Here is a 19,087-nt window from a genome sequence, read left to right as displayed (position 1 = left end):
TCCTTTATTAATTTATTAATATTAACATTGTTAATAAAATAGGTGTGGCTAAAATCACAGAATCAAATCTATCAAATATTCCACCATGTCCTGGTAATATATTACTACTGTCTTTTACTTTATATTCTCTCTTAAATGCTGATTCAATTAAATCTCCTATTTGTCCAAATAAACTAACTAACAAAGTAACAGCTACAGCTATTATAATATTTTGAAAAATATTTGTCATAAAAAAGAAGTATAGTGCTACTAACATTGATGACAATAACCCTATAATAGACCCTTCAATAGATTTATTAGGACTAATATTGGGTGATAATTTACGTTTTCCAAACTTCATACCACCAAAATAAGCACCACTATCTGTAACCCAAATCGTAATCAATAAATATAAAATAATTGCTAAGCCATATCCTCTTAGTAAATATAAAGAATAAAATCCAATAGTTACATACACTGATAAAAATATAATTGTAGCAATTTGCCCTACTTTAATTTCGTGTTTACTTATAACTACAGTTATTAAAAGCATAACTACTAATACTAATAATATTGCAATAAAATATTCGCTAATTATATAATTTTTTAAAAAAATTAAAATAGATATTAAATCTAGTAAAATTAATATTATTAAATTCAATTTTCTAAACACTATTTTTGTTATTTCATAATTTGCTAATAAGGCCAATACAACAGTCGCAAATAAAAAATAATCTCTGCCTACTATTAAAAAAGGTATAAAAAGAACTAAAGCTATTATCGCTGTAATTATTCTAGTTTTCATTTAAACCTCCATATCTTCTATCACGCATTTGATAAGAAAGTAAAGCTTTCTTAAATTCTTCTTCTGTAAAATCTGGCCAAGCACAATCTACAAATAAAAATTCACTGTATGCTAGTTGCCATAATAAAAAATTAGAGATACGTTGCTCTCCGGATGTCCTAATAAGCAAGTCTGGATCTGGATAATCTTTAGTGTACAATTCTTTACTAACTGTATCTTCTGTTATATCATCAAATAATAATTCATTATTTTTATACTTTTGAGCTATACTTTTAATCGCATATAGCATTTCTTTTTTTGATCCATAATTTAAAGCGAAAATCAACTTCAAGCCTGTATTAGCTTCTGTCTTTTTTAAAGCATTATTAACTGCTATCTTTGTATTATCTGGTAACTCTTCTATGTCGCCAATAACCTGTACTTTTACATTATTCTCCATTAATTCTGGCATAAAACTATCAAACATTTTTTCTGGAAGACTCATCAAATAATTTACTTCTGTAGTAGGTCTAGACCAATTTTCTGTCGAAAAAGCATACAATGTAAGATATTCTATACCTAATGAAGATGCAAATTTTGTAATTTTTTTTACAGTTTGCATACCCTCATAATGTCCTTTAATTCTAGGTAAATTACGACTTTTAGCCCATCGACCATTACCATCCATAATTATCGCTATGTGTTTAGGTATTTTTGTTAAGTCTTGCTCTTTTATGCTCTGTTTTTTACTATTTTTAAAAAAGCTAAACATATAACCTCCAAAATATTTAATAATTAACTTTTTAATTATATCACAAATGTACAAAAAAATATAGTAAACTTAAATAGCATCTACTATTAACTGAGCTTAATACACAACATTAATAACAAAAGCAGTAGAAAATTTAATCTCTACTGCTTTTTATTAAGATACTAAGCTACTAATCCTCTAATAGCACTTCTATCAACTTTTATTTCTGTCTTTGGAGCTATGCGTAACATAACTGTTGCTGTTCCTATTTCAGCTATTTCTCCATATAAACCAGCAAATGTAACTACATTATCTCCTACTTTTAATGAATCTTGTAACATTTTTAATTCTTTATTACGTTTATTTTGAGGTCTTATCATAAAGAAGTACATAAACGCAAATAGAACTATCATCATTATAATACTATACATACCTTGCATAAAATTAATCTCCTTCTATATTCAATTACTACTATATTTTACTATATTGTTAATAAAAAATAAATAGATTACTAAAAGTTTTTAGGATTTTTTGCATTTAATCCATATTTTTCAAAAAATTCTTCTTTATAATCTAACAGTCTATCCTCCATTATAGCTTGTCGAATATTTTTCATCATATTTAATAAAAAATGTATATTATGCGTAGTAGTTAATCTAGCACCAAATATTTCATCAGCTTTAAACAAGTGTCTTATGTACGCACGTGTATAATTTTTACAACAATAACAATCACATTCTGGATCTAATGGCGTAAAGTCTGTCGCATATTTAGCATTTTTAATTACTACTCTTCCTTGTGATGTCATACAAGTTCCATTTCTAGCTATTCTTGTTGGTAGTACACAGTCAAACATATCAATCCCTCGTAAGACTCCTTCAAAGAGTGCATCTGGCGATCCTACTCCCATTAAATACCGTGCTTTATTGGTTGGAAGTAATGGTGTGGTTTCTTCAAGAACTCTATACATCTCCTCTTTAGGTTCTCCTACCGATAATCCTCCTATAGCATATCCTGGAAAATCCATACTAACTAAATCTCTAGCACTTTGTTTTCTCAAATCATTAAAGCCTGCACCCTGAACTATTCCAAATAGCGCTTGTTTCTTTATATTTTTATGTGCTTCTAGGCAACGTTCTGCCCAACGTGAAGTTCTTTCTACTGACTGGCGTATATATTTATAATCATGGTTGAAATCTGGACATTCATCAAATGCCATCATAATATCACTACCTAATGAATTTTGAATTTGCATTGCTTTTTCTGGAGATAAAAATAATTTTTCTCCTGATAAATGATTTTTGAAATGAACACCTTCTTCTTCAATTTTTCTAAAATCACTCAATGAAAATACTTGAAATCCTCCCGAATCAGTTAAAATACTACCATCATAATTCATAAATTTATGAAGCCCGCCCGCTTGTTCTATTATTTTTTCACCAGGTCTTAGCCATAAGTGATATGTATTTGATAATATTATATTTGCACCCATACCTTTTACTTCTTCTGGGGACATAGTTTTTACCGTAGCTTGTGTTCCTACTGGCATAAAAACAGGTGTTTCAAAACTACCATGAGGAGTATGAACAATTCCTAATCTAGCACCTGATTGTTTGCACGTTTTTATATGTTCATACCATACTGCATTTTCTTTTATATCTCTCATTTTATTCTCCTAACTTTATTTAATAAACATTGCATCTCCAAAGCTAAAAAATCTATATTTATTTTCAACAGCTATATTGTACAATTTTAGCATATTTTCTCTATTATAAAAAGCACTAACTAACATAATTAATGATGACTTTGGTAAATGAAAATTAGTAATCAAATTATCCACACATAGAAATTTGAATCCTGGATATATAAAAATGTTAGTCCACCCTGAGCTTTCTTTCATTAAGCCGTTATTATCTCTAGCAACCGTTTCTAAAGTTCTTGTAGTTGTAGTTCCTACAGCGATTATTTTTTTACCATTTGACTTCGTTTTATTAATTATATCAGCAGTGTTTTTATCAATAGTATAATATTCTGAATGCATAATATGTGATTTTATGTCCTCAACAACTACTGGTCTAAATGTTCCTAAGCCTACGTGAAGTGTTATATACGTTATATTTACACCTTTTTTCTTAATATTTTCTAGCAAATCATTTGTAAAATGTAATCCCGCCGTTGGTGCCGCCGAACTTCCTATTTCCTTAGAATATACTGTTTGATATCTCTCTTTATCATCTAAACGCTCTTTTATGTAAGGAGGTAATGGCATAGTTCCTAATTCATCTAATCTTTCTTGGAAAATTCCTTCAAATATAAATCTAAAATGACGAAAGCCATCATCTAAAACTTTAGTACATTCCGCTTTCATTATACCTGCAAAATCTACAATGCTTCCTTCTTTAATTCTTTTTGCAGGTTTTACCAAACATTCCCATTCTGTACCAACAGTATTTTTTAATAATAGTACTTCTATAGAAGCTTTTGTATCAATTTTTTCACCAAATAGTCTAGCTGGCATAACACGTGTATTATTTAAAACTAAGGTATCTCCTTCATTTAAATATTCAATTATATTAGTAAATTGTCTATGATAATATTCTCCACTCTCTTTATCTATTACTAGCAATTTACTAGAATCTCGTTTTTCCAAAGGAACTTGAGCTATCAAATTCTCTGGTAAATAAAAATCAAAATCTTCTAATTTCATTAATATTCTCCTAAAAACTTTATTTCATTAAAAAAAGCGACGTTATTTGCCGCCTCTAATATATTTTGTATGTGATAATAAATTCATTACTATTCCTAATCCTACACTGAACACAAGCATAGAACTACCCCCTGAACTAAAGAACGGAATAGGAACTCCCGTCATAGGTATTGATCCAGACACTCCCCCTATATTTACTATAGTTTGAACTAATAATAAACTTGCAAAGCCAATGGCTAATAGAGAATCAAATGTACTTCTAGAGCCTAAGCCTGCACCCATAACCTTTATTATTATTACTAATAATAAAAATACAACTAATAATACTCCTACATATCCTAATTCTTCAGCCACAACTGCTATTATAAAATCTGTATGGGCCTCTGGTAGATAACCTAATTTTTGAATAGAATTTCCCAAGCCTTTCCCAAACAGTCCACCGTTTCCAAAAGCTATCATAGAGTTAACAATATGATTACTAGCTTCACTATTACTACCAAAAGGATCCAAAAATGCATTAATTCTATTAACACGATACGATGTTCCACTAGATAATAATGTATAAAATAATCCACCAAAAATTATTCCTACAAAAGATAGTATCATAAGGTTAAATAAATTTTTAAAACTTATATTCGAACAAAAAATCATAATAGCCATAACTATACTAGTAAGAAGAAATGTTCCAGTATCATTTTGTAAAAATATAAAAAATAATATAGTTATTGGTATTATAAATAAAGATGTCATCTCTTTTATTGTAGTTGGTTTTCTTAAAACTTCCTTACGAGAATCAACTATAAAAGATAAGTACGCTATTATGTACATCTGAGCAATAGTAGATGGTTGAAAAGTTAATCCACCTATACTTATCCAAGAATAAGCTCCATTGATACTAGTTCCCATTAATCTCGGTAATATTAAAAGAATAATTAAAGGAACGAATAACAATTCATACACTTTTTTATATTTCAAAAACTTATAAGACACTGCCACTGCAAAAAAGATATATGCTATAAAAGATAAAACTGCCCATATAGCCTGTCTTTTAAAAAAATAATTTTCTGCTACTGGTTTATAGTTTGTAAATATTCCATATTGATTACCTATCATACTGGCACTGTAAACCATTATACAACTTAATACTAATAAGGTAATTAAAGATAAAGTAACAAAAATATCTGCTTTAGTAAAAATATTTTTAATTTTTTTTAAAAAGCTCATACCAACCTACTTACTAACTTTCTGTTCTAAATTCAAATACATATTATTAAGTTTATATTCTAGCTCTCCTAAAACAATATTAGAATATTCTTTAGACAATAACCCTACCTCTACTGCTAGTTCTAATTCTTTAGATATTCCGTATAGTTGAGTATCTATTACATCTTGGTATAATGGACATTCTCTATATTTTTTCAAAGATAATTGTGCTTCTATTAAATCTTCTATTCTTTTTATATCTTTTTCTATTTTATTTTTTACTTTTATACTAAAAATATTATCTTGCATATACACACCCTCTTACTATGCTATTAATCTTTTTTCTTTTTTTATAATTGTAATTGCACGTAGAAAATCATCTTGCGAAATAAGTGACAGTCTATATAATTCACGAATTTCAAATTCAACTAACTGTAGTAAGTGTTCTCTATTTCTCATATAAACAATTATGTCAAATGATTTTAATAATTGTTGAACATCATAAAAATTAATCATTTTTCCACTCCTTTACTTAGATGATAATTCTGCTCTGAAATTTTTGTAAATATCATTATTACTATCAAGTTTTATAGCTTTTTCTATATATTCTAGACTCTTAGATTTATTAGACTCCGATCTTTCTATTAATGCCAATTGATAGTATAAAGGGGCAAATTCACTATCGAAATTTATACCATCCAAAAATATTTTCTTTGCTTCATCAACAGATGATATGCTAATCTTTATTAGACCTAATTCATAATAAGTTAATGCAGACTTATTATTTGAATTTAATTCTTTTTCCATAGTTTCAGATGTAGTATCACAAGAATTGTCTAAAATTTTCTTTTCATATTTTGCTAAATTGTAGTTATTAACTTTTGATTTAAGATCAAAACCAAATAAAATTAGTAAAAATCCTGCTAAAATTGTAATAAGAATAACAGAATAAGAAATAATTAAATTCCATTTTCTTAACAGTAATAACTGTAAAAATATACCTAACACAAAAGAAAACATATAAATTCCCAACTGCATTTCTATAAAAAATGAAGAGACTACTATATAAATAACAGAAATTGCTAAAGTATATATTGTTTTTATATCATTTCCTCGCTTATTTAACTCTACTATAAAAAAAGAGCCAAGTAATCCAAAAAATGCTAGGCTAATACTGTTTATATACGTACTATAACCAAATAATAAAAACAAATTACCTATAAAAGTTATTAACAGCAAAATAGAAATACTAGAAATCAAATTTATTTCTTCACCAAACAATAGTGAACATAAAAAAATAAAAGCAGTTATAAATACTAATTGATTAATATTATCAAACACTAATATACTAGTAAATAATCTAAAAAATTCTCCTGATATTATAGATTGATAATTATATTCTAGAAATTTATATAAACTCAAATTATTATTGCTATAATATAATATTAAAAAATTAATTGAAAATAATAAAATAAAGACAACTGATAAAAAATTAAAATGAAAATTTATTAGATAATTTGAATTTTGTTTATTTAAATAGCCATCAATAACTCTATTTTTATATCTGTCTGTTTGCACTGATAAATCAACAAATTTTTCATCCTTGTTACTAATAAATTTATTCTTATTTTTTTCCGATAAAATAACTCTTTCAATTAATAAATCATTTGAAATTTTATATTTTTTGTATTCTTGAATACTATCATCACTTTCAGAAGATACATAAAGAACTTTTATTTTTAAACTGCTTAATTTAAAAACTTTTCTCAATCTTTGTTCATTTTTTATTATATTGTATACACTAGCATCAACTTCTGATTTTCTTATATCTGAATTATAAATAAATCTCACTAATTCATTATCATGATTAATTAACCAAACGTCTTTTTTTTCTGGTCTATAATGAATTACTTCATAATGATAGTTATTAACATATAAATATATTATCTTCCAAAATTTACTTTCATTCATTTTCAATACCTTTAATGAATAAACTTAAATAGCCAATAGCTATTTAAGTTTAACTTTTACAACTTCCTCATTGAAGTCGACATCACTATTTTCTTTTGTAAGTTCCACAGACTCAACTGCATCCATATTAGTTACGATGCAAGGAATAACTGTTGATTTTGCTTTTTCTTCTACTAATGCCAAATCAAAAGTAACTAATACATCTCCTACAGAAACCATATCTCCTGCTTGAACATGGGCTTCAAACCCTTTTCCTTGCATATGAACAGTTTCTAAACCAATGTGTATTAATACTTCTATACCACTAGCTGTTTTTAATCCTACTGCATGTTTAGTTGGGAAAACTTGAATTACTTCTCCAGCCACTGGCGATACAACTTTTCCTTCTGTTGGAATAATTGCAAAACCATCTCCCATCATTTTTTGTGCAAAAACTGGATCTGGAACTTCTGTTAAATTAACAGCTTTTCCTTTAGAAAAAGCAACTATACTAACTTCTGATACTTTTTCTTCTTTTTTTCCGAATAAATTTGAAAATAATCCCATTTTAAACTCCTTTAAAACTCTATATTTATATTTATTATTCTAACATATATAAAATTAAAACTCAATAAAATATCTTGTAATAGTAAAAATAAAATCGTTTTTACTATTTTTATTAAATTATAACTTTAAAGTTTTTTAATAATACTACTAGCCTACTATAAATAACATGTTATATTCGCATAATAAAAAGGCAGCTAACTACCTTTTTATAAAGTAAAAATTAATTGTCTTCATCCAACTGTTCATCAATATTTTCAGTATAGAAAAGACCGTAAATATATTGTTCAGGATCGAATACCTCTAAATCATTAATATTTTCTCCTAATCCTACTAACTTAACAGGAATATCTAATTCTTTTTTTATAGCTATTACGATACCGCCTTTAGCAGTACCGTCAAGTTTTGTTAAAATAACTCCTGTAACATCACTTACTTCTTTAAACGTTTTCGCTTGTAATATTCCATTTTGACCAGTAGTCGCATCTATAGTTAGTAGAACTTCGTGTGGAGCATCAGGAACTTCTCTTTTAATTATTCGTACAATTTTCTCTAATTCTTTCATCAAGTAATCTTTATTTTGCAAACGTCCGGCAGTATCACATAATAGTACATCTACTCCTTTTGCTTTTGCAGATTGAATAGCATCAAATATCACAGATGCGGCATCTGCTCCTTCGTGAGATTTTATAATATCTACTTCACTGCGTCTCGCCCAAACTGCCAGTTGATCTATGGCCCCCGCTCTAAAAGTATCACCAGCAGCTAACATAACTTTTTTTCCTTCTTTTTTTAAATTATGCGCTAACTTACCTATAGAAGTAGTTTTTCCAACACCGTTAACTCCAACGAATAAATAAATAGTTAATCCTTCATTATTTATATTAAGATCAACTTTACTAGTACCTTCCATATATATTTCTACTAATTTCTCTACAATCATATCTTTTAAATCAGCAGGATCTTTTAAATTTTTTCTTTGTGATTCTTCTTTTAGGTAATCTACTAATTCCAATACTGTATTGTAACTGACGTCTGATTGTATTAACAATTCTTCCAAATCGTCAAAGAACTCTTCATTGATCTCTCTATATGAGCTAATTAAATTATTTAGTGCATTAGAAAAATTATCACGTGATTTTTTTAAACCTTTTTTAAATTTTTCTGTTATTAATTGACTTTCTACTAGTTCTTCATATTCTTCTATAGATATAAGTTCTTCAACTAATTCTTCTTTTTTGGAAAATTTATTTTTTAATCTATCTAAAAAGCTACTCATTTATATAATTATCCTCCAATATGTTTTTTAATTCTAAAGGCAAAATATAACTTACACCTTTTTCTTTCATGGTTACACCATAAAGTTTATCCATTTGTTCCATAGTTCCTCGTCTATGCGTTATTACTAAAAACTGATTTTCTACTGAATATTGTTTTAAAAAATTAGCAAAACGTAAGACATTAACTTCATCAAGTGCCGCTTCTACTTCATCTAAAATAACAAAAGGAGAATTTCTTATTTCCAATATAGCAAATAACAAACTAATAGCTGTTAAGGCTTTTTCTCCACCTGATAAAAGAGATAATTTTTGTAATTTTTTACCGGGCGGACTAGCCTCTATGTTAATACCAGTAGTTAAAATATCTCTTGGCTCCTCCAATGTCATTTTTGCATAGCCACCATTAAATAATATCTTATAAATTCTATCAAAATTACTTGCAACTTTCTTAAATGTATCTAAAAATCTAGTTTCTACTTCTTTATCTATTTCTCTAATAGTTTCCTGTAATTTTTCTTTAGATTGTAACAAATCATCTATCTCAATTTTATAAAAATTGTATCTTTTTGCTATTTCTTCATACTCCTCAATAGCATCCAAATTAACATTACCCAGTTCTAAAATTTTATTTTTTAGAATGTCAACATCTCCCTTATAAGTTGATATTTCTTGAATGCTTATATCTGAAAATTCATCTTCTACTTTTTCGTATGTTGTGTTGTATGTATTAACTAAATAAGATACTATTTGCTCTACTTTTATTTCTAATTTTGTAGATTGTAATTTTATATTTTCTAATTTTATTATAATTTCTTCTAAATAGCTATTATGTTTTTTTAATTCTCTATCTAATTTTTCCTCTTCTTGATATAAATTGTCTTTTTGAATTTTCAAATTAGATAGTTTTTCTTGTAGCAACATTAGTTGCCTATCTACTTCTAATAGTTTTTCTATATTTTCTTCTTTATTAAATTGTGTTTCTTCTTTATCTAGAAACTCTAAATTTTCATTTACTTTAGCAATTTGTTTATCTAAATATTCTAAATCTTCCATTAATGATACTTTATAATCATTTTTACTTAATATACTTTCTTCCAAAGTTTCTTTCTCTACTAACAAATTATTCATTTCTTTTTGTAGCAATTTAGTATCTGTAGATAGACGCTGCTTCCTGTCATTTTCTTCACTTAGTTGTATATTTATTTTTTGTAATTGATCTTTCAAAAGATTTAATTTTTCATTTATGCTTGACTCAGAATTTATTTTAGAATTTTCTCCTTCATAATCTTTCAATTTGTAAATTTCATTTTCAAGATTATTTTTTAATTTGTCTATGTTTTCCAATAATAATTGCTCTTTTAATGTTATTTCTTTTATTAATATATCAAATTCTTGTGCTTTAAATTTGCTATTATCTAAGTCTACATCGTTATTAATTAATTTATTTTCAACTTCAATTAAATTTTGTTTTAATTTTTCTAATTTAAGATCAATTTGTAATAAATTATTAGCAATCTCATCTAGTTCAGCTTTATTTTTTACAATAGAATTATTATTTTTATAAATAGCTCCTCCTGTTACAGAACCTCCACTATTTATAATTTGACCGTCTAATGTAACAATTCTATATTTAAAATTTAGTTTTCTAGCCAATTTATTACCATTTTTTAAATTATCCACAATAATTACTAATCCTAATAAATAACTTATAATACTTTTATAATCATTATTATAGGTAACTAAATTACTTGCTATATCTATATAACCTTCTTCATTTTTTATTGTTTCTAATATATTATTAGGAATGTTTCTTGATATAATGTTCTTTAATGGTAAGAAAGTCGCTCTTCCTTTGCCTGTCTTTTTCAAATGATCTACACATTTTCTAGCAATATTTTCATCATTTACTATAATATTCTGTTGTGTCGTAGATAACGCTATATCCAAAGCAGTAGTGTATTTATTATCAAAATTTATTATATCACCCACTGTACTATGAACACCTTCAATATTACTTTTTAATATCTCTTTTACTCCATTGTTATAATAATTTAAATTACTATTTTGATTTTCTAAAAATTCTTTCTTATTGAAAAAGTTTAATTTTAGCTCTTCACCTTTGTTAATCTTCTCCAAAAGATTTCTATGATTTTCTCTATTAAAAACTTTTTCTTTTTCTAAACTATTAATATTTTCTAACAATTTTTCGTATTGAGCTGATATTTCAATTTTATCATTTTTTAATATATTAAGTTCTTTATTTTTACTTTCAATATCATTTTTTAAATTGTTAATTTCTAGGTTTACTATTTCTATATTGTTATTCGTATTATTCTTAATCTTATCAAGTAAAGTAAGTTCATTTTGTAACTTAGATTCTTCATTTATCAAGTTAAAATATTGTTCTTTTAAATCTTCTATTTTATTATCTATTATATCTACAGAGTTATTATTAATATTATCGTACTCTTTTAATTTATTTTTTAAAATTTTTAATTTATTTTTTCTTTCTAGTATATCTTCTGTAACTAATGTAACTCTTTCTTCTAACTGTGACTTTCTGAAGATAAATTCTTTTTTATCTTCATTTAGTTTCTTTTCATTTGCATTTTTGTTATTATTACGCTCATCAAATAATGTTATTAATGATTGTAATTGTTCTTTAATCTTAATAAGCTTTATTTCTTCTTCTTTATTTTGGTTATAATGATTATCGCAATTAAGAAGATCTTTTTTTAATTGTTCTAATTTTTCTGTTATAACTAAAATATTATTATCTATCTCAGCTTTTTCTTTTAAGTTTTTATCATTACTCTCAGATAGTTGTTCTAACTTTTCTTGATAGTATTTTACATCATACACTTTTAAATAAATATCTTTAGATCTTAGTTCATTATTATATTCAAGATATTTATTAGCTTTTTCCTTTTGTTTTAATAATTCATTATGTCTTGCAGTAACTTCTATAAAAATATCATTTAATCTTTTTATATTATCTGTAGTTTTATCTAATTTATTATTAGCTTCTTTCTTTTTATTTTTATATTTTAAAATTCCTGCAGCTTCTTCTATAATTATTCTTCTATCCTGTGCTTTAGATGAAAGAATACTCTCTACTTTGCCCTGTGTAATTATGCTATAGCTCTCTTTATTGATTCCTAAATCAAAATAAACATCTGTAATTTCTTTTAATTTAGATTTTTTTCCATTTAAATAATACTCACTATCTCCATTTCTATAAAGACGTCTAGTTATAATTTTATCCTCATCATTTTGCAAAGAAAATGTTAACGATACTTCTGCAAAATTTTTACTTCGTTTTTCTTCTGTTCCAGAAAAGATAACATCTTTCATACTACTACCACGTAAATTTTTTGCGGATTGTTCTCCCAAAACCCACCTAATAGCATCAATTATATTACTTTTACCAGAACCGTTAGGACCCACAATACCTATTAAATTGCTGTCTAATTTGAAGACTGATTTTGATTGGAATGATTTAAAACCTTGTAATTCTATCTGTTTTAAATTCATATAAATTAAAACTCCTTAAAATATTTTAAATAATTTAATGCTTCTTTAGCTGATAATTGTTCTGATTCTTTTTTACTCTTAGCTGTTCCTGCTCCTAGTTCTTTATCGTTTATTTTCACACAACTAGTGAACGTTTTATCGTGTGACGGTCCACTATCATCAATTAATTCATATCTTACACTTCCTAATTTTTCTTTACTTATATATTCTTGTAACACCGTTTTGTAATCTATAAATCCAAAATAATTGCTATCATCTATTTCTTTAAATAAAGTATTTTCAAGAAAAATTTTTACAACATCAAGACCTTTATCTAAATATAAAGCACCTATAAAAGATTCAAAAATATCAGCAAGAAGTGCTGGACGTTCTCTACCTCCTATTTTCTCTTCACCTTTACCTAGGAGAATATAATTATTAAAATTTAATTGTAATGCATATTTCACCAGAGTTGGCTCACAAACTACTGACGCTCTAATTTTGGTTAATTCTCCTTCTGATAATTTAGGAAATTTTTTGTACAAATAATCACTTATTGCTAACTCCAATGTAGCGTCACCCAAAAATTCTAAACGTTCGTAGTTACTATTTTTTGATAGACTTCTATTTTCATTAATATAAGAAGAATGCGTAAATGCCATCAAATAACATTTTTTTATTTCTATATCTAAATTAAATTTTTTATTTAAAGTATTAAATAGATTTTGTAGTTTTTTCATTTCTTCCTCCTTTCTGTTATAGTCCAATTAATTATAACACAAGTTATTATCAATAACAAAAAAGTTCTAACTTAGTCAAACTAAATTAGAACTCATTCTACGTACAAAAAATGGGGCGGCTGACGGGAATCGAACCCGCGAATGTCGGAACCACAATCCGATGCGTTAACCACTTCGCCACAGCCGCCATAAATAAAAAAATTGAGATTTATAAATGGCGGTCCCGACGGGAATCGAACCCGCGATCTCCTGCGTGACAGGCAGGCGTGATAACCGCTACACCACGGGACCAAAATAACAATCTCAATTCAAATGGTGACCCGTACGGGATTCGAACCCGTGTTACCGCCGTGAAAGGGCGGTGTCTTAACCACTTGACCAACGGGCCAAAATTACGGAGTAGGAGGGATTTGAACCCTCGCGCCAGTTTCCCGACCTACACCCTTAGCAGGGGCGCCTCTTCAGCCTCTTGAGTACTACTCCAAGCTCCACAGGCAGGACTCGAACCTGCGACCCTCTGATTAACAGTCAGATGCTACTACCAACTGAGCTACTGTGGAATATTTAGTTCTGTTAACAGAACATTTATTATTATACATAGTTTATATATAAATGTCAATACTTTTTTAAAATTTAATGTGTTGTTTGATATAAAAGATAAAAATCAGAGACATAATAGTACATCTCTGATTCTATTTATTATCTTCTTTTGTTTTTTTTGTTTGAAACAAGTGTTACTTTATTTTCGTCAAAGTTACTTTCTTTAGATTGTTTCTCTGGAACATAAGGTGGGAATAATAGATATCCTATATATGTTTGAACTATTAAGAATAATCCCCCTATTATATAGTACAACCCTACCGCACCAGCAACAATAAATGAAAATCCTGCTATCATTATTGGGCTTATCCATTGCATTGTTTTCATTTGATTAGCCATAGCCTCTTGTCCTGGTTGAACTGGTTGTGGATTTAACTTCATAGTCATTTGAATCTGAATAGCATATACTATAAACGCTATTATCGGTAAGATATATGACCTTGATCCTAAATTGAATATTCCTAAAAATGTAGCTTCTTTAATCCCTGCTGAATAATAAGGATTTAAAAGCGTAAAATATAAACCTGTCATTACTGGCATTTGCAGTAATATAGGTAGACATCCTCCAACACTAAGTGGCATTGCATTATATTTTCGCATAATTGTCATTTGCTCTTTTTGCAACTCCATCTGTGCTGTTCTTATACGCATCTTATCTTCATTAGTTATTGCACGCACTTCTTCTTTTTTTAATTCTGACAATTTATCCTGAACAACTGTTAATTCTGGACGTGCTTTCTCCATACCTATTTTTGAATCTCTTTGTTTTTTCGTATTATACAGCATAAATGGCATTACTATTAATCTTACAACAATTGTAATAATAATAATAGATAATCCCCAATTACCAACTAAGTCGTATATCCATCTTAAAAATAAATCCATAGGTTTTACAAATGCTTCATAAAACCAACCGTCTCTATCTTCAGCAGAACAACCAGTTAGCGTTATTGTAGTAAGAAGAAATAACGTTAAAACTGATATTTTTTTCTTCAAAATTTTTCTCCTTTTAATATATTAATTTCTAAACATAGATTATACCAAATATTTGACAAATCGTCAATAATAGACTATGTTGTAACATTCGATATAATTCATTACTCTCTTATAGTTTTTATAATTTCCAACTCTATAATTCCTTGTTTATTAATAATTCTTTAATTTCCTTACTATTTCCTTTAAGTTCTTCTTCTGTTAGTCTTTCATTTTTAGCATACAAGTATAATTCATTTAATTCTTTATTTTTACTTTCAATAGAATAATCAAATTTATAAATTTTTTCTATTGCTATTAATATATTATCAATATTTATATCCATAAATTTTTTAAATTCGATAGAATTTAATATTTTATATGTGTCACTTCCATGAACTTTTTTATTTTTATTCACTCTTAACATCATTATTTTACTAGTATCTTCATAAAAGTCTTCATTTAACAATACATCAATATTTGTTAGCCCTCGTAATCTACTATCTTTTATAATATCAGAATCATTTTTAGAGATTTTTCTATAAAATATACCTAGTATTTGCTCTATTTTAATTTCTTCCAAAATAACTGCTAGCAAATATGTTAGTATTTGAGATTCTTCTCCATTATAAAATTTAGGATAAGAGAAATCTGTCTCACTACTCTTGTAATCAACTAATAAGTATTTATTATCTTTTTCATCTATTCTATCTATTTTTCCAACAAAACTTATCGTAGGAATATTGTACTCCCTATTTAAATTAATTATTATATTTTTTTCATCACTATTACAACTTATTTTATCTTTTTCTATTATGAATTTAAATTCTTTTTCTACTTCTTTAATTTTATATCCTGATATAGCAACATAATATATTTCCGATATAATAGTATTAATTATTCTATTAATAATATTGTTTAGTATGTACGAATTAATTTTATTAGAATTTATTATTGCCATAAAATCTATTATATTTTCATTGTTAGTATTATTAATAACTTGTGCTACTAATTTTCTCGTAGTTAATATGTACTTACTCTCATTAAATTGATCTATTTCTTCTAAGTTAGTAATACGCTCCCCCTGCTCTACAATATATTCAGTAACACGCTTATCTTCCATTACTGCGTGGTAAAAATTACCTTTATTAAGGGCATTTATACTATAACCATCTTCTTGATATATTCCTAAAATTCTTTTAACAAAAAATATGTACGGACTACTAAAATAATCTTTAATTTTGCTACTACTAAACTTAGAAAAATTTTTGTTATTTTCCAAATAATTCTGTATATTAGCAGTAGATAAAAAGAAATTATATACTTCTTTCAAATTTTCTACATAATTATTATTGTATTCTAAGTTATCATCATAAATTTCATCCACTAGCTGATTATCAATATTATATTTTTTCATATTAATGTTATATTTATTTGTTATACTATATTTACTATACTGACGTAATATCTCTTTTAGCTGAATGTAAATAAAATTATTTTCCAAATCTATAGTATCTCTAGTCATAGTAAAGTAGCTGTTAATTAACTTTCCGTATATGTAATTAAATTCCTGCTCTGTATAGAAATCAGATAAATTATTTTTATAATACTCAATATTATTTATATTGAACTTTAAAATTTTATCTGTATTTTGAATTTTTATATTTTCAAAAATATTTTTTATATTATTTAGATAAATAGAATCGTATTGCTCCTTATAATTAATATCTAGTTTGCTATAACTTATTATTACTTTGTCACTTGATCTGCTTAAAGCTATGTAGCTTACAAATTCCTCATCTATTAATAAATTTTGTGAGGTTGGTGATAAAAATATATTTTTATCAATAAATTTCTTTTTATCAATATCATCTAATATTGAGTTATCATCGATTTTTCGGGGAAGAACATTTTTATTAAAACCAATAACAAAAACTACTTTTTTATTTTCAATTTTAGCCAAATCCATAACAGACATAATTATGACATCGTTGATAATAGGAATAGATCTGTATTTAATTTTTTTTATTGTGGTTAAAAACAACTTACAAAAATCTGAAAATTTAACACTATAACTTTCTAAATTTTTTTGTAAATTATCAAGAATTACCAAAAATTTTTTATATACTTGTCTATCAATACTCTCTACTTCTAATTCTTCTATAGTATCATAACTAGATTGTTCTTTTTCTAACAACATTTTCACATCAAAGTAATCTAACATATTCGCAATTTGTTTTACATATTGTTCAACTGTTTTAGATTTTCTTATTTTTAAGATTTTAGAATTTATTTCTTGCAAAATGTATTTTACTATTTCTAATTGAAGTGTAGAATATTTTTTTCCTTTTCTTAAAAATAATTCATTATCAAGATCATTTACCTTTTTTACTAATTTGCTTTTTAATATTTTTTCTACATCTTCTATACTTAAATCTTTAATATTAGTTGCTATTGTCTCATTATCATTTTGATATTTTTTTAGCAAAGTTTTCTTATCATCTGTTAAATTAATATCTTTTGTAGTAACAAACAATGCTTTTTTTTCAAAATTTTTTGTGACTTTGAAATTGTCATAACAAATATAATTTAAAGCATATCTTTTATAAATATTGTTAAAATTTGTTAATCTAGTTTTTAGTATATTGGTTACATCTACGGAGAAATTGTTATCATCAAAATTCAAAATATTTTCGATCAATTTAATTAATCTATGATTTTCTACAGATATGTCCTTATCTATATGAACATCTAAGTTATAGTTTTTAAAAATATATTTATACTGCTCATAATCTGAATTACGATAAAGAATAGCTATATCTTCATTGTTTAATATTAGTCCTTTATCTTTATATTCTTTTTTTATCTTTAAAATATTTCTAGCTACTTGTTTTACTTCAACTTCCATATCACTAGCTTCAAAAAGTTGCACATTATTATCAGTTATTTTTGTTTTTGATCTTAAAACTTTTGGATATTCATTTACTAAATCTATCAAAGAAGAATTAGTACCCAATATATTTTGGTATCTAATATTAGTTTGTTCTATATTTTTGTATGATATTATTTTATTGTTATTTTCTATCTCTAATAAAATTTTATTAGACTGATTTTCTAATTGTACCATTGTTATAATTTTATAGTTACTTATTTTTAAATTTTTTATTATATTATTTATATATGCTATAATCTCATGTGATTTTCTATAAATATCTATACTATAAGTTATATTTTTGTTTACATCATTCAACGAAATACTATTATATTTCAAATCAGTAATATTATATCCTTTAAGTAATTGTTCAACATTGCAATTAATATATCTAGTAATATCCGAAATAACTGATATTATTACCTTCTTACTGTTTTTTATTAACTTTTCTATATATAAATATTCTTTTGGAGTAAAATTATAATATCCGTCTATATAAAAAGTGTAATCGGACAAATCTATGTAATCTAAACAAAGTAATATACTATCTATATAATCATTTTTATCTAACTTATTGTTAGCTTGCAACTTTAAATTATAATTTGTATAGATTTCATATATAGCCATGATTTTATCTTTATGAGGGCTATCTTCTAATTCAGATATATATTCTTCTAATTGTTCTAAATTTACATTGTATTCTTTAAGTTCTTTAATTATGTTGTCTACTATTTGAATAAAATCAACATCATTTATTATTCTATCTGCTAAAAAATTATTAGAATTTTTTAGATTTTCTGCAACTTGTAAATAATAAAAAGAGCTTATTTCATCAGAAATTAAAGTACTTTTATTAAATTCTTTAACAAGCTTTTTTGATAATGAACCAAAATTTACAACATCTATATTAAAAGTACCATTTAGATTATCACACAATATTTTCTCAAAATTATATCCATTTTGTTCTGGTGTTAAAACAATAATTTTGCTACTATCTTTTGTTTTAACGATTTCATTCACTATATGTTCTGTTTTACCTAAACCACTAGGAGAAATCAATAATTCTAAATTCATAATAACCTCTTTCTTAACTTAAGAAAAAAGATAGTTTA

15 protein-coding genes and 5 tRNA genes are annotated in these 19,087 nt (G+C 25.9%); all 20 read right to left on the bottom strand.

Annotation, left to right across the window (positions count from 1 at the left end):
- Positions 1 to 7: 7 nt before the first annotated feature.
- The 20 genes from AC1XWJ_RS00700 to AC1XWJ_RS00605 all read right to left on the bottom strand — a co-directional run bounded on the left by AC1XWJ_RS00700 (position 8) and on the right by AC1XWJ_RS00605 (position 19,049).
- On the bottom strand, positions 8 to 784 hold the full coding sequence (locus AC1XWJ_RS00700; protein ID WP_483333860.1) for a phosphatidate cytidylyltransferase: 777 nt from the start codon (positions 782 to 784) through the stop codon (positions 8 to 10).
- The gene (locus AC1XWJ_RS00695) at positions 774 to 1,574 is read right to left on the bottom strand and encodes an isoprenyl transferase (RefSeq protein ID WP_483334267.1); all 801 of its coding nucleotides are present in this window, start codon (positions 1,572 to 1,574) and stop codon (positions 774 to 776) included. The genes AC1XWJ_RS00700 and AC1XWJ_RS00695 overlap by 11 nt, the downstream gene beginning before the upstream one ends.
- Positions 1,575 to 1,696: 122 nt before the next feature.
- Entirely contained in the window at positions 1,697 to 1,954 is a 258-nt protein-coding gene (gene yajC / locus AC1XWJ_RS00690) for a preprotein translocase subunit YajC (RefSeq protein ID WP_483333858.1), read from the bottom strand.
- Between the two features lie 71 nt (positions 1,955 to 2,025).
- On the bottom strand, positions 2,026 to 3,180 hold the full coding sequence (gene tgt, locus AC1XWJ_RS00685; RefSeq protein ID WP_483333856.1) for a tRNA guanosine(34) transglycosylase Tgt: 1,155 nt from the start codon (positions 3,178 to 3,180) through the stop codon (positions 2,026 to 2,028).
- 15 nt (positions 3,181 to 3,195) lie between these two features.
- Complete coding sequence (gene queA / locus AC1XWJ_RS00680) at positions 3,196 to 4,221, bottom strand: tRNA preQ1(34) S-adenosylmethionine ribosyltransferase-isomerase QueA (RefSeq protein WP_483333855.1); 1,026 nt, start codon at positions 4,219 to 4,221, stop codon at positions 3,196 to 3,198.
- Positions 4,222 to 4,263: 42 nt separating this feature from the next.
- Positions 4,264 to 5,445, bottom strand: a complete 1,182-nt coding sequence (locus AC1XWJ_RS00675; protein WP_483333853.1) for an FtsW/RodA/SpoVE family cell cycle protein — start codon at positions 5,443 to 5,445, stop codon at positions 4,264 to 4,266.
- 6 nt (positions 5,446 to 5,451) lie between these two features.
- Positions 5,452 to 5,733: a DUF1507 family protein gene (locus AC1XWJ_RS00670; protein ID WP_483333852.1), complete on the bottom strand. Its 282-nt coding sequence runs from the start codon at positions 5,731 to 5,733 to the stop codon at positions 5,452 to 5,454.
- A 15-nt stretch (positions 5,734 to 5,748) separates the two neighbouring features.
- Positions 5,749 to 5,940, bottom strand: a complete 192-nt coding sequence (locus AC1XWJ_RS00665) for a YqgQ family protein (RefSeq protein ID WP_483333850.1) — start codon at positions 5,938 to 5,940, stop codon at positions 5,749 to 5,751.
- A gap of 12 nt (positions 5,941 to 5,952) precedes the next feature.
- On the bottom strand, positions 5,953 to 7,395 hold the full coding sequence (locus AC1XWJ_RS00660; protein WP_483333848.1) for a tetratricopeptide repeat protein: 1,443 nt from the start codon (positions 7,393 to 7,395) through the stop codon (positions 5,953 to 5,955).
- A 39-nt stretch (positions 7,396 to 7,434) separates the two neighbouring features.
- On the bottom strand, positions 7,435 to 7,941 hold the full coding sequence (locus tag AC1XWJ_RS00655; protein WP_483333847.1) for a PTS sugar transporter subunit IIA: 507 nt from the start codon (positions 7,939 to 7,941) through the stop codon (positions 7,435 to 7,437).
- Positions 7,942 to 8,161: 220 nt separating this feature from the next.
- Entirely contained in the window at positions 8,162 to 9,217 is a 1,056-nt protein-coding gene (gene ftsY, locus AC1XWJ_RS00650; RefSeq protein WP_483333846.1) for a signal recognition particle-docking protein FtsY, read from the bottom strand.
- A complete protein-coding gene (smc, locus tag AC1XWJ_RS00645; protein WP_483333845.1) occupies positions 9,210 to 12,752 on the bottom strand; it encodes a chromosome segregation protein SMC in 3,543 nt (1,180 codons plus the stop codon). The genes ftsY and smc overlap by 8 nt, the downstream gene beginning before the upstream one ends.
- A 5-nt stretch (positions 12,753 to 12,757) precedes the next feature.
- A complete protein-coding gene (gene rnc / locus AC1XWJ_RS00640; RefSeq protein ID WP_483333844.1) occupies positions 12,758 to 13,471 on the bottom strand; it encodes a ribonuclease III in 714 nt (237 codons plus the stop codon).
- A 111-nt stretch (positions 13,472 to 13,582) separates the two neighbouring features.
- Positions 13,583 to 13,658 (bottom strand) — tRNA-His (locus AC1XWJ_RS00635).
- Between the two features lie 28 nt (positions 13,659 to 13,686).
- Positions 13,687 to 13,762 (bottom strand) — tRNA-Asp (locus AC1XWJ_RS00630).
- A 22-nt stretch (positions 13,763 to 13,784) separates the two neighbouring features.
- A tRNA-Glu gene (locus tag AC1XWJ_RS00625) sits at positions 13,785 to 13,859 on the bottom strand.
- Between the two features lie 7 nt (positions 13,860 to 13,866).
- Positions 13,867 to 13,954: transfer RNA gene (locus AC1XWJ_RS00620), tRNA-Ser, on the bottom strand.
- 3 nt (positions 13,955 to 13,957) lie between these two features.
- Positions 13,958 to 14,031 (bottom strand) — tRNA-Asn (locus tag AC1XWJ_RS00615).
- A gap of 139 nt (positions 14,032 to 14,170) precedes the next feature.
- The gene (locus AC1XWJ_RS00610; RefSeq protein ID WP_483333843.1) at positions 14,171 to 15,067 is read right to left on the bottom strand and encodes a YidC/Oxa1 family membrane protein insertase; all 897 of its coding nucleotides are present in this window, start codon (positions 15,065 to 15,067) and stop codon (positions 14,171 to 14,173) included.
- Positions 15,068 to 15,200: 133 nt separating this feature from the next.
- The gene (locus AC1XWJ_RS00605) at positions 15,201 to 19,049 is read right to left on the bottom strand and encodes a PD-(D/E)XK nuclease family protein (protein WP_483333842.1); all 3,849 of its coding nucleotides are present in this window, start codon (positions 19,047 to 19,049) and stop codon (positions 15,201 to 15,203) included.
- Positions 19,050 to 19,087 lie beyond the last annotated feature (38 nt).

The organism is Gemelliphila sp. 1F1 (assembly GCF_056897515.1).
Note: the sequence above shows the minus strand (reverse complement) of the source record. Positions and strands in the feature narration are given on the sequence as shown.

Excerpts from the sequence above, each read along its gene's own strand:
- AC1XWJ_RS00655 (WP_483333847.1), bottom strand. The coding sequence starts at position 7,941 with ATGGGATTATTTTCAAATTTATTCGGAAAAAAAGAAGAAAAAGTATCA.
- AC1XWJ_RS00700 (WP_483333860.1), bottom strand. The coding sequence starts at position 784 with ATGAAAACTAGAATAATTACAGCGATAATAGCTTTAGTTCTTTTTATA.
- queA (WP_483333855.1), bottom strand. The coding sequence starts at position 4,221 with ATGAAATTAGAAGATTTTGATTTTTATTTACCAGAGAATTTGATAGCT.
- AC1XWJ_RS00665 (WP_483333850.1), bottom strand. The coding sequence starts at position 5,940 with ATGATTAATTTTTATGATGTTCAACAATTATTAAAATCATTTGACATA.
- AC1XWJ_RS00670 (WP_483333852.1), bottom strand. The coding sequence starts at position 5,733 with ATGCAAGATAATATTTTTAGTATAAAAGTAAAAAATAAAATAGAAAAA.
- AC1XWJ_RS00605 (WP_483333842.1), bottom strand. The coding sequence starts at position 19,049 with ATGAATTTAGAATTATTGATTTCTCCTAGTGGTTTAGGTAAAACAGAA.
- ftsY (WP_483333846.1), bottom strand. The coding sequence starts at position 9,217 with ATGAGTAGCTTTTTAGATAGATTAAAAAATAAATTTTCCAAAAAAGAA.
- AC1XWJ_RS00675 (WP_483333853.1), bottom strand. The coding sequence starts at position 5,445 with ATGAGCTTTTTAAAAAAAATTAAAAATATTTTTACTAAAGCAGATATT.
- AC1XWJ_RS00660 (WP_483333848.1), bottom strand. The coding sequence starts at position 7,395 with ATGAATGAAAGTAAATTTTGGAAGATAATATATTTATATGTTAATAAC.
- rnc (WP_483333844.1), bottom strand. The coding sequence starts at position 13,471 with ATGAAAAAACTACAAAATCTATTTAATACTTTAAATAAAAAATTTAAT.
- tgt (WP_483333856.1), bottom strand. The coding sequence starts at position 3,180 with ATGAGAGATATAAAAGAAAATGCAGTATGGTATGAACATATAAAAACG.
- smc (WP_483333845.1), bottom strand. The coding sequence starts at position 12,752 with ATGAATTTAAAACAGATAGAATTACAAGGTTTTAAATCATTCCAATCA.
- yajC (WP_483333858.1), bottom strand. The coding sequence starts at position 1,954 with ATGCAAGGTATGTATAGTATTATAATGATGATAGTTCTATTTGCGTTT.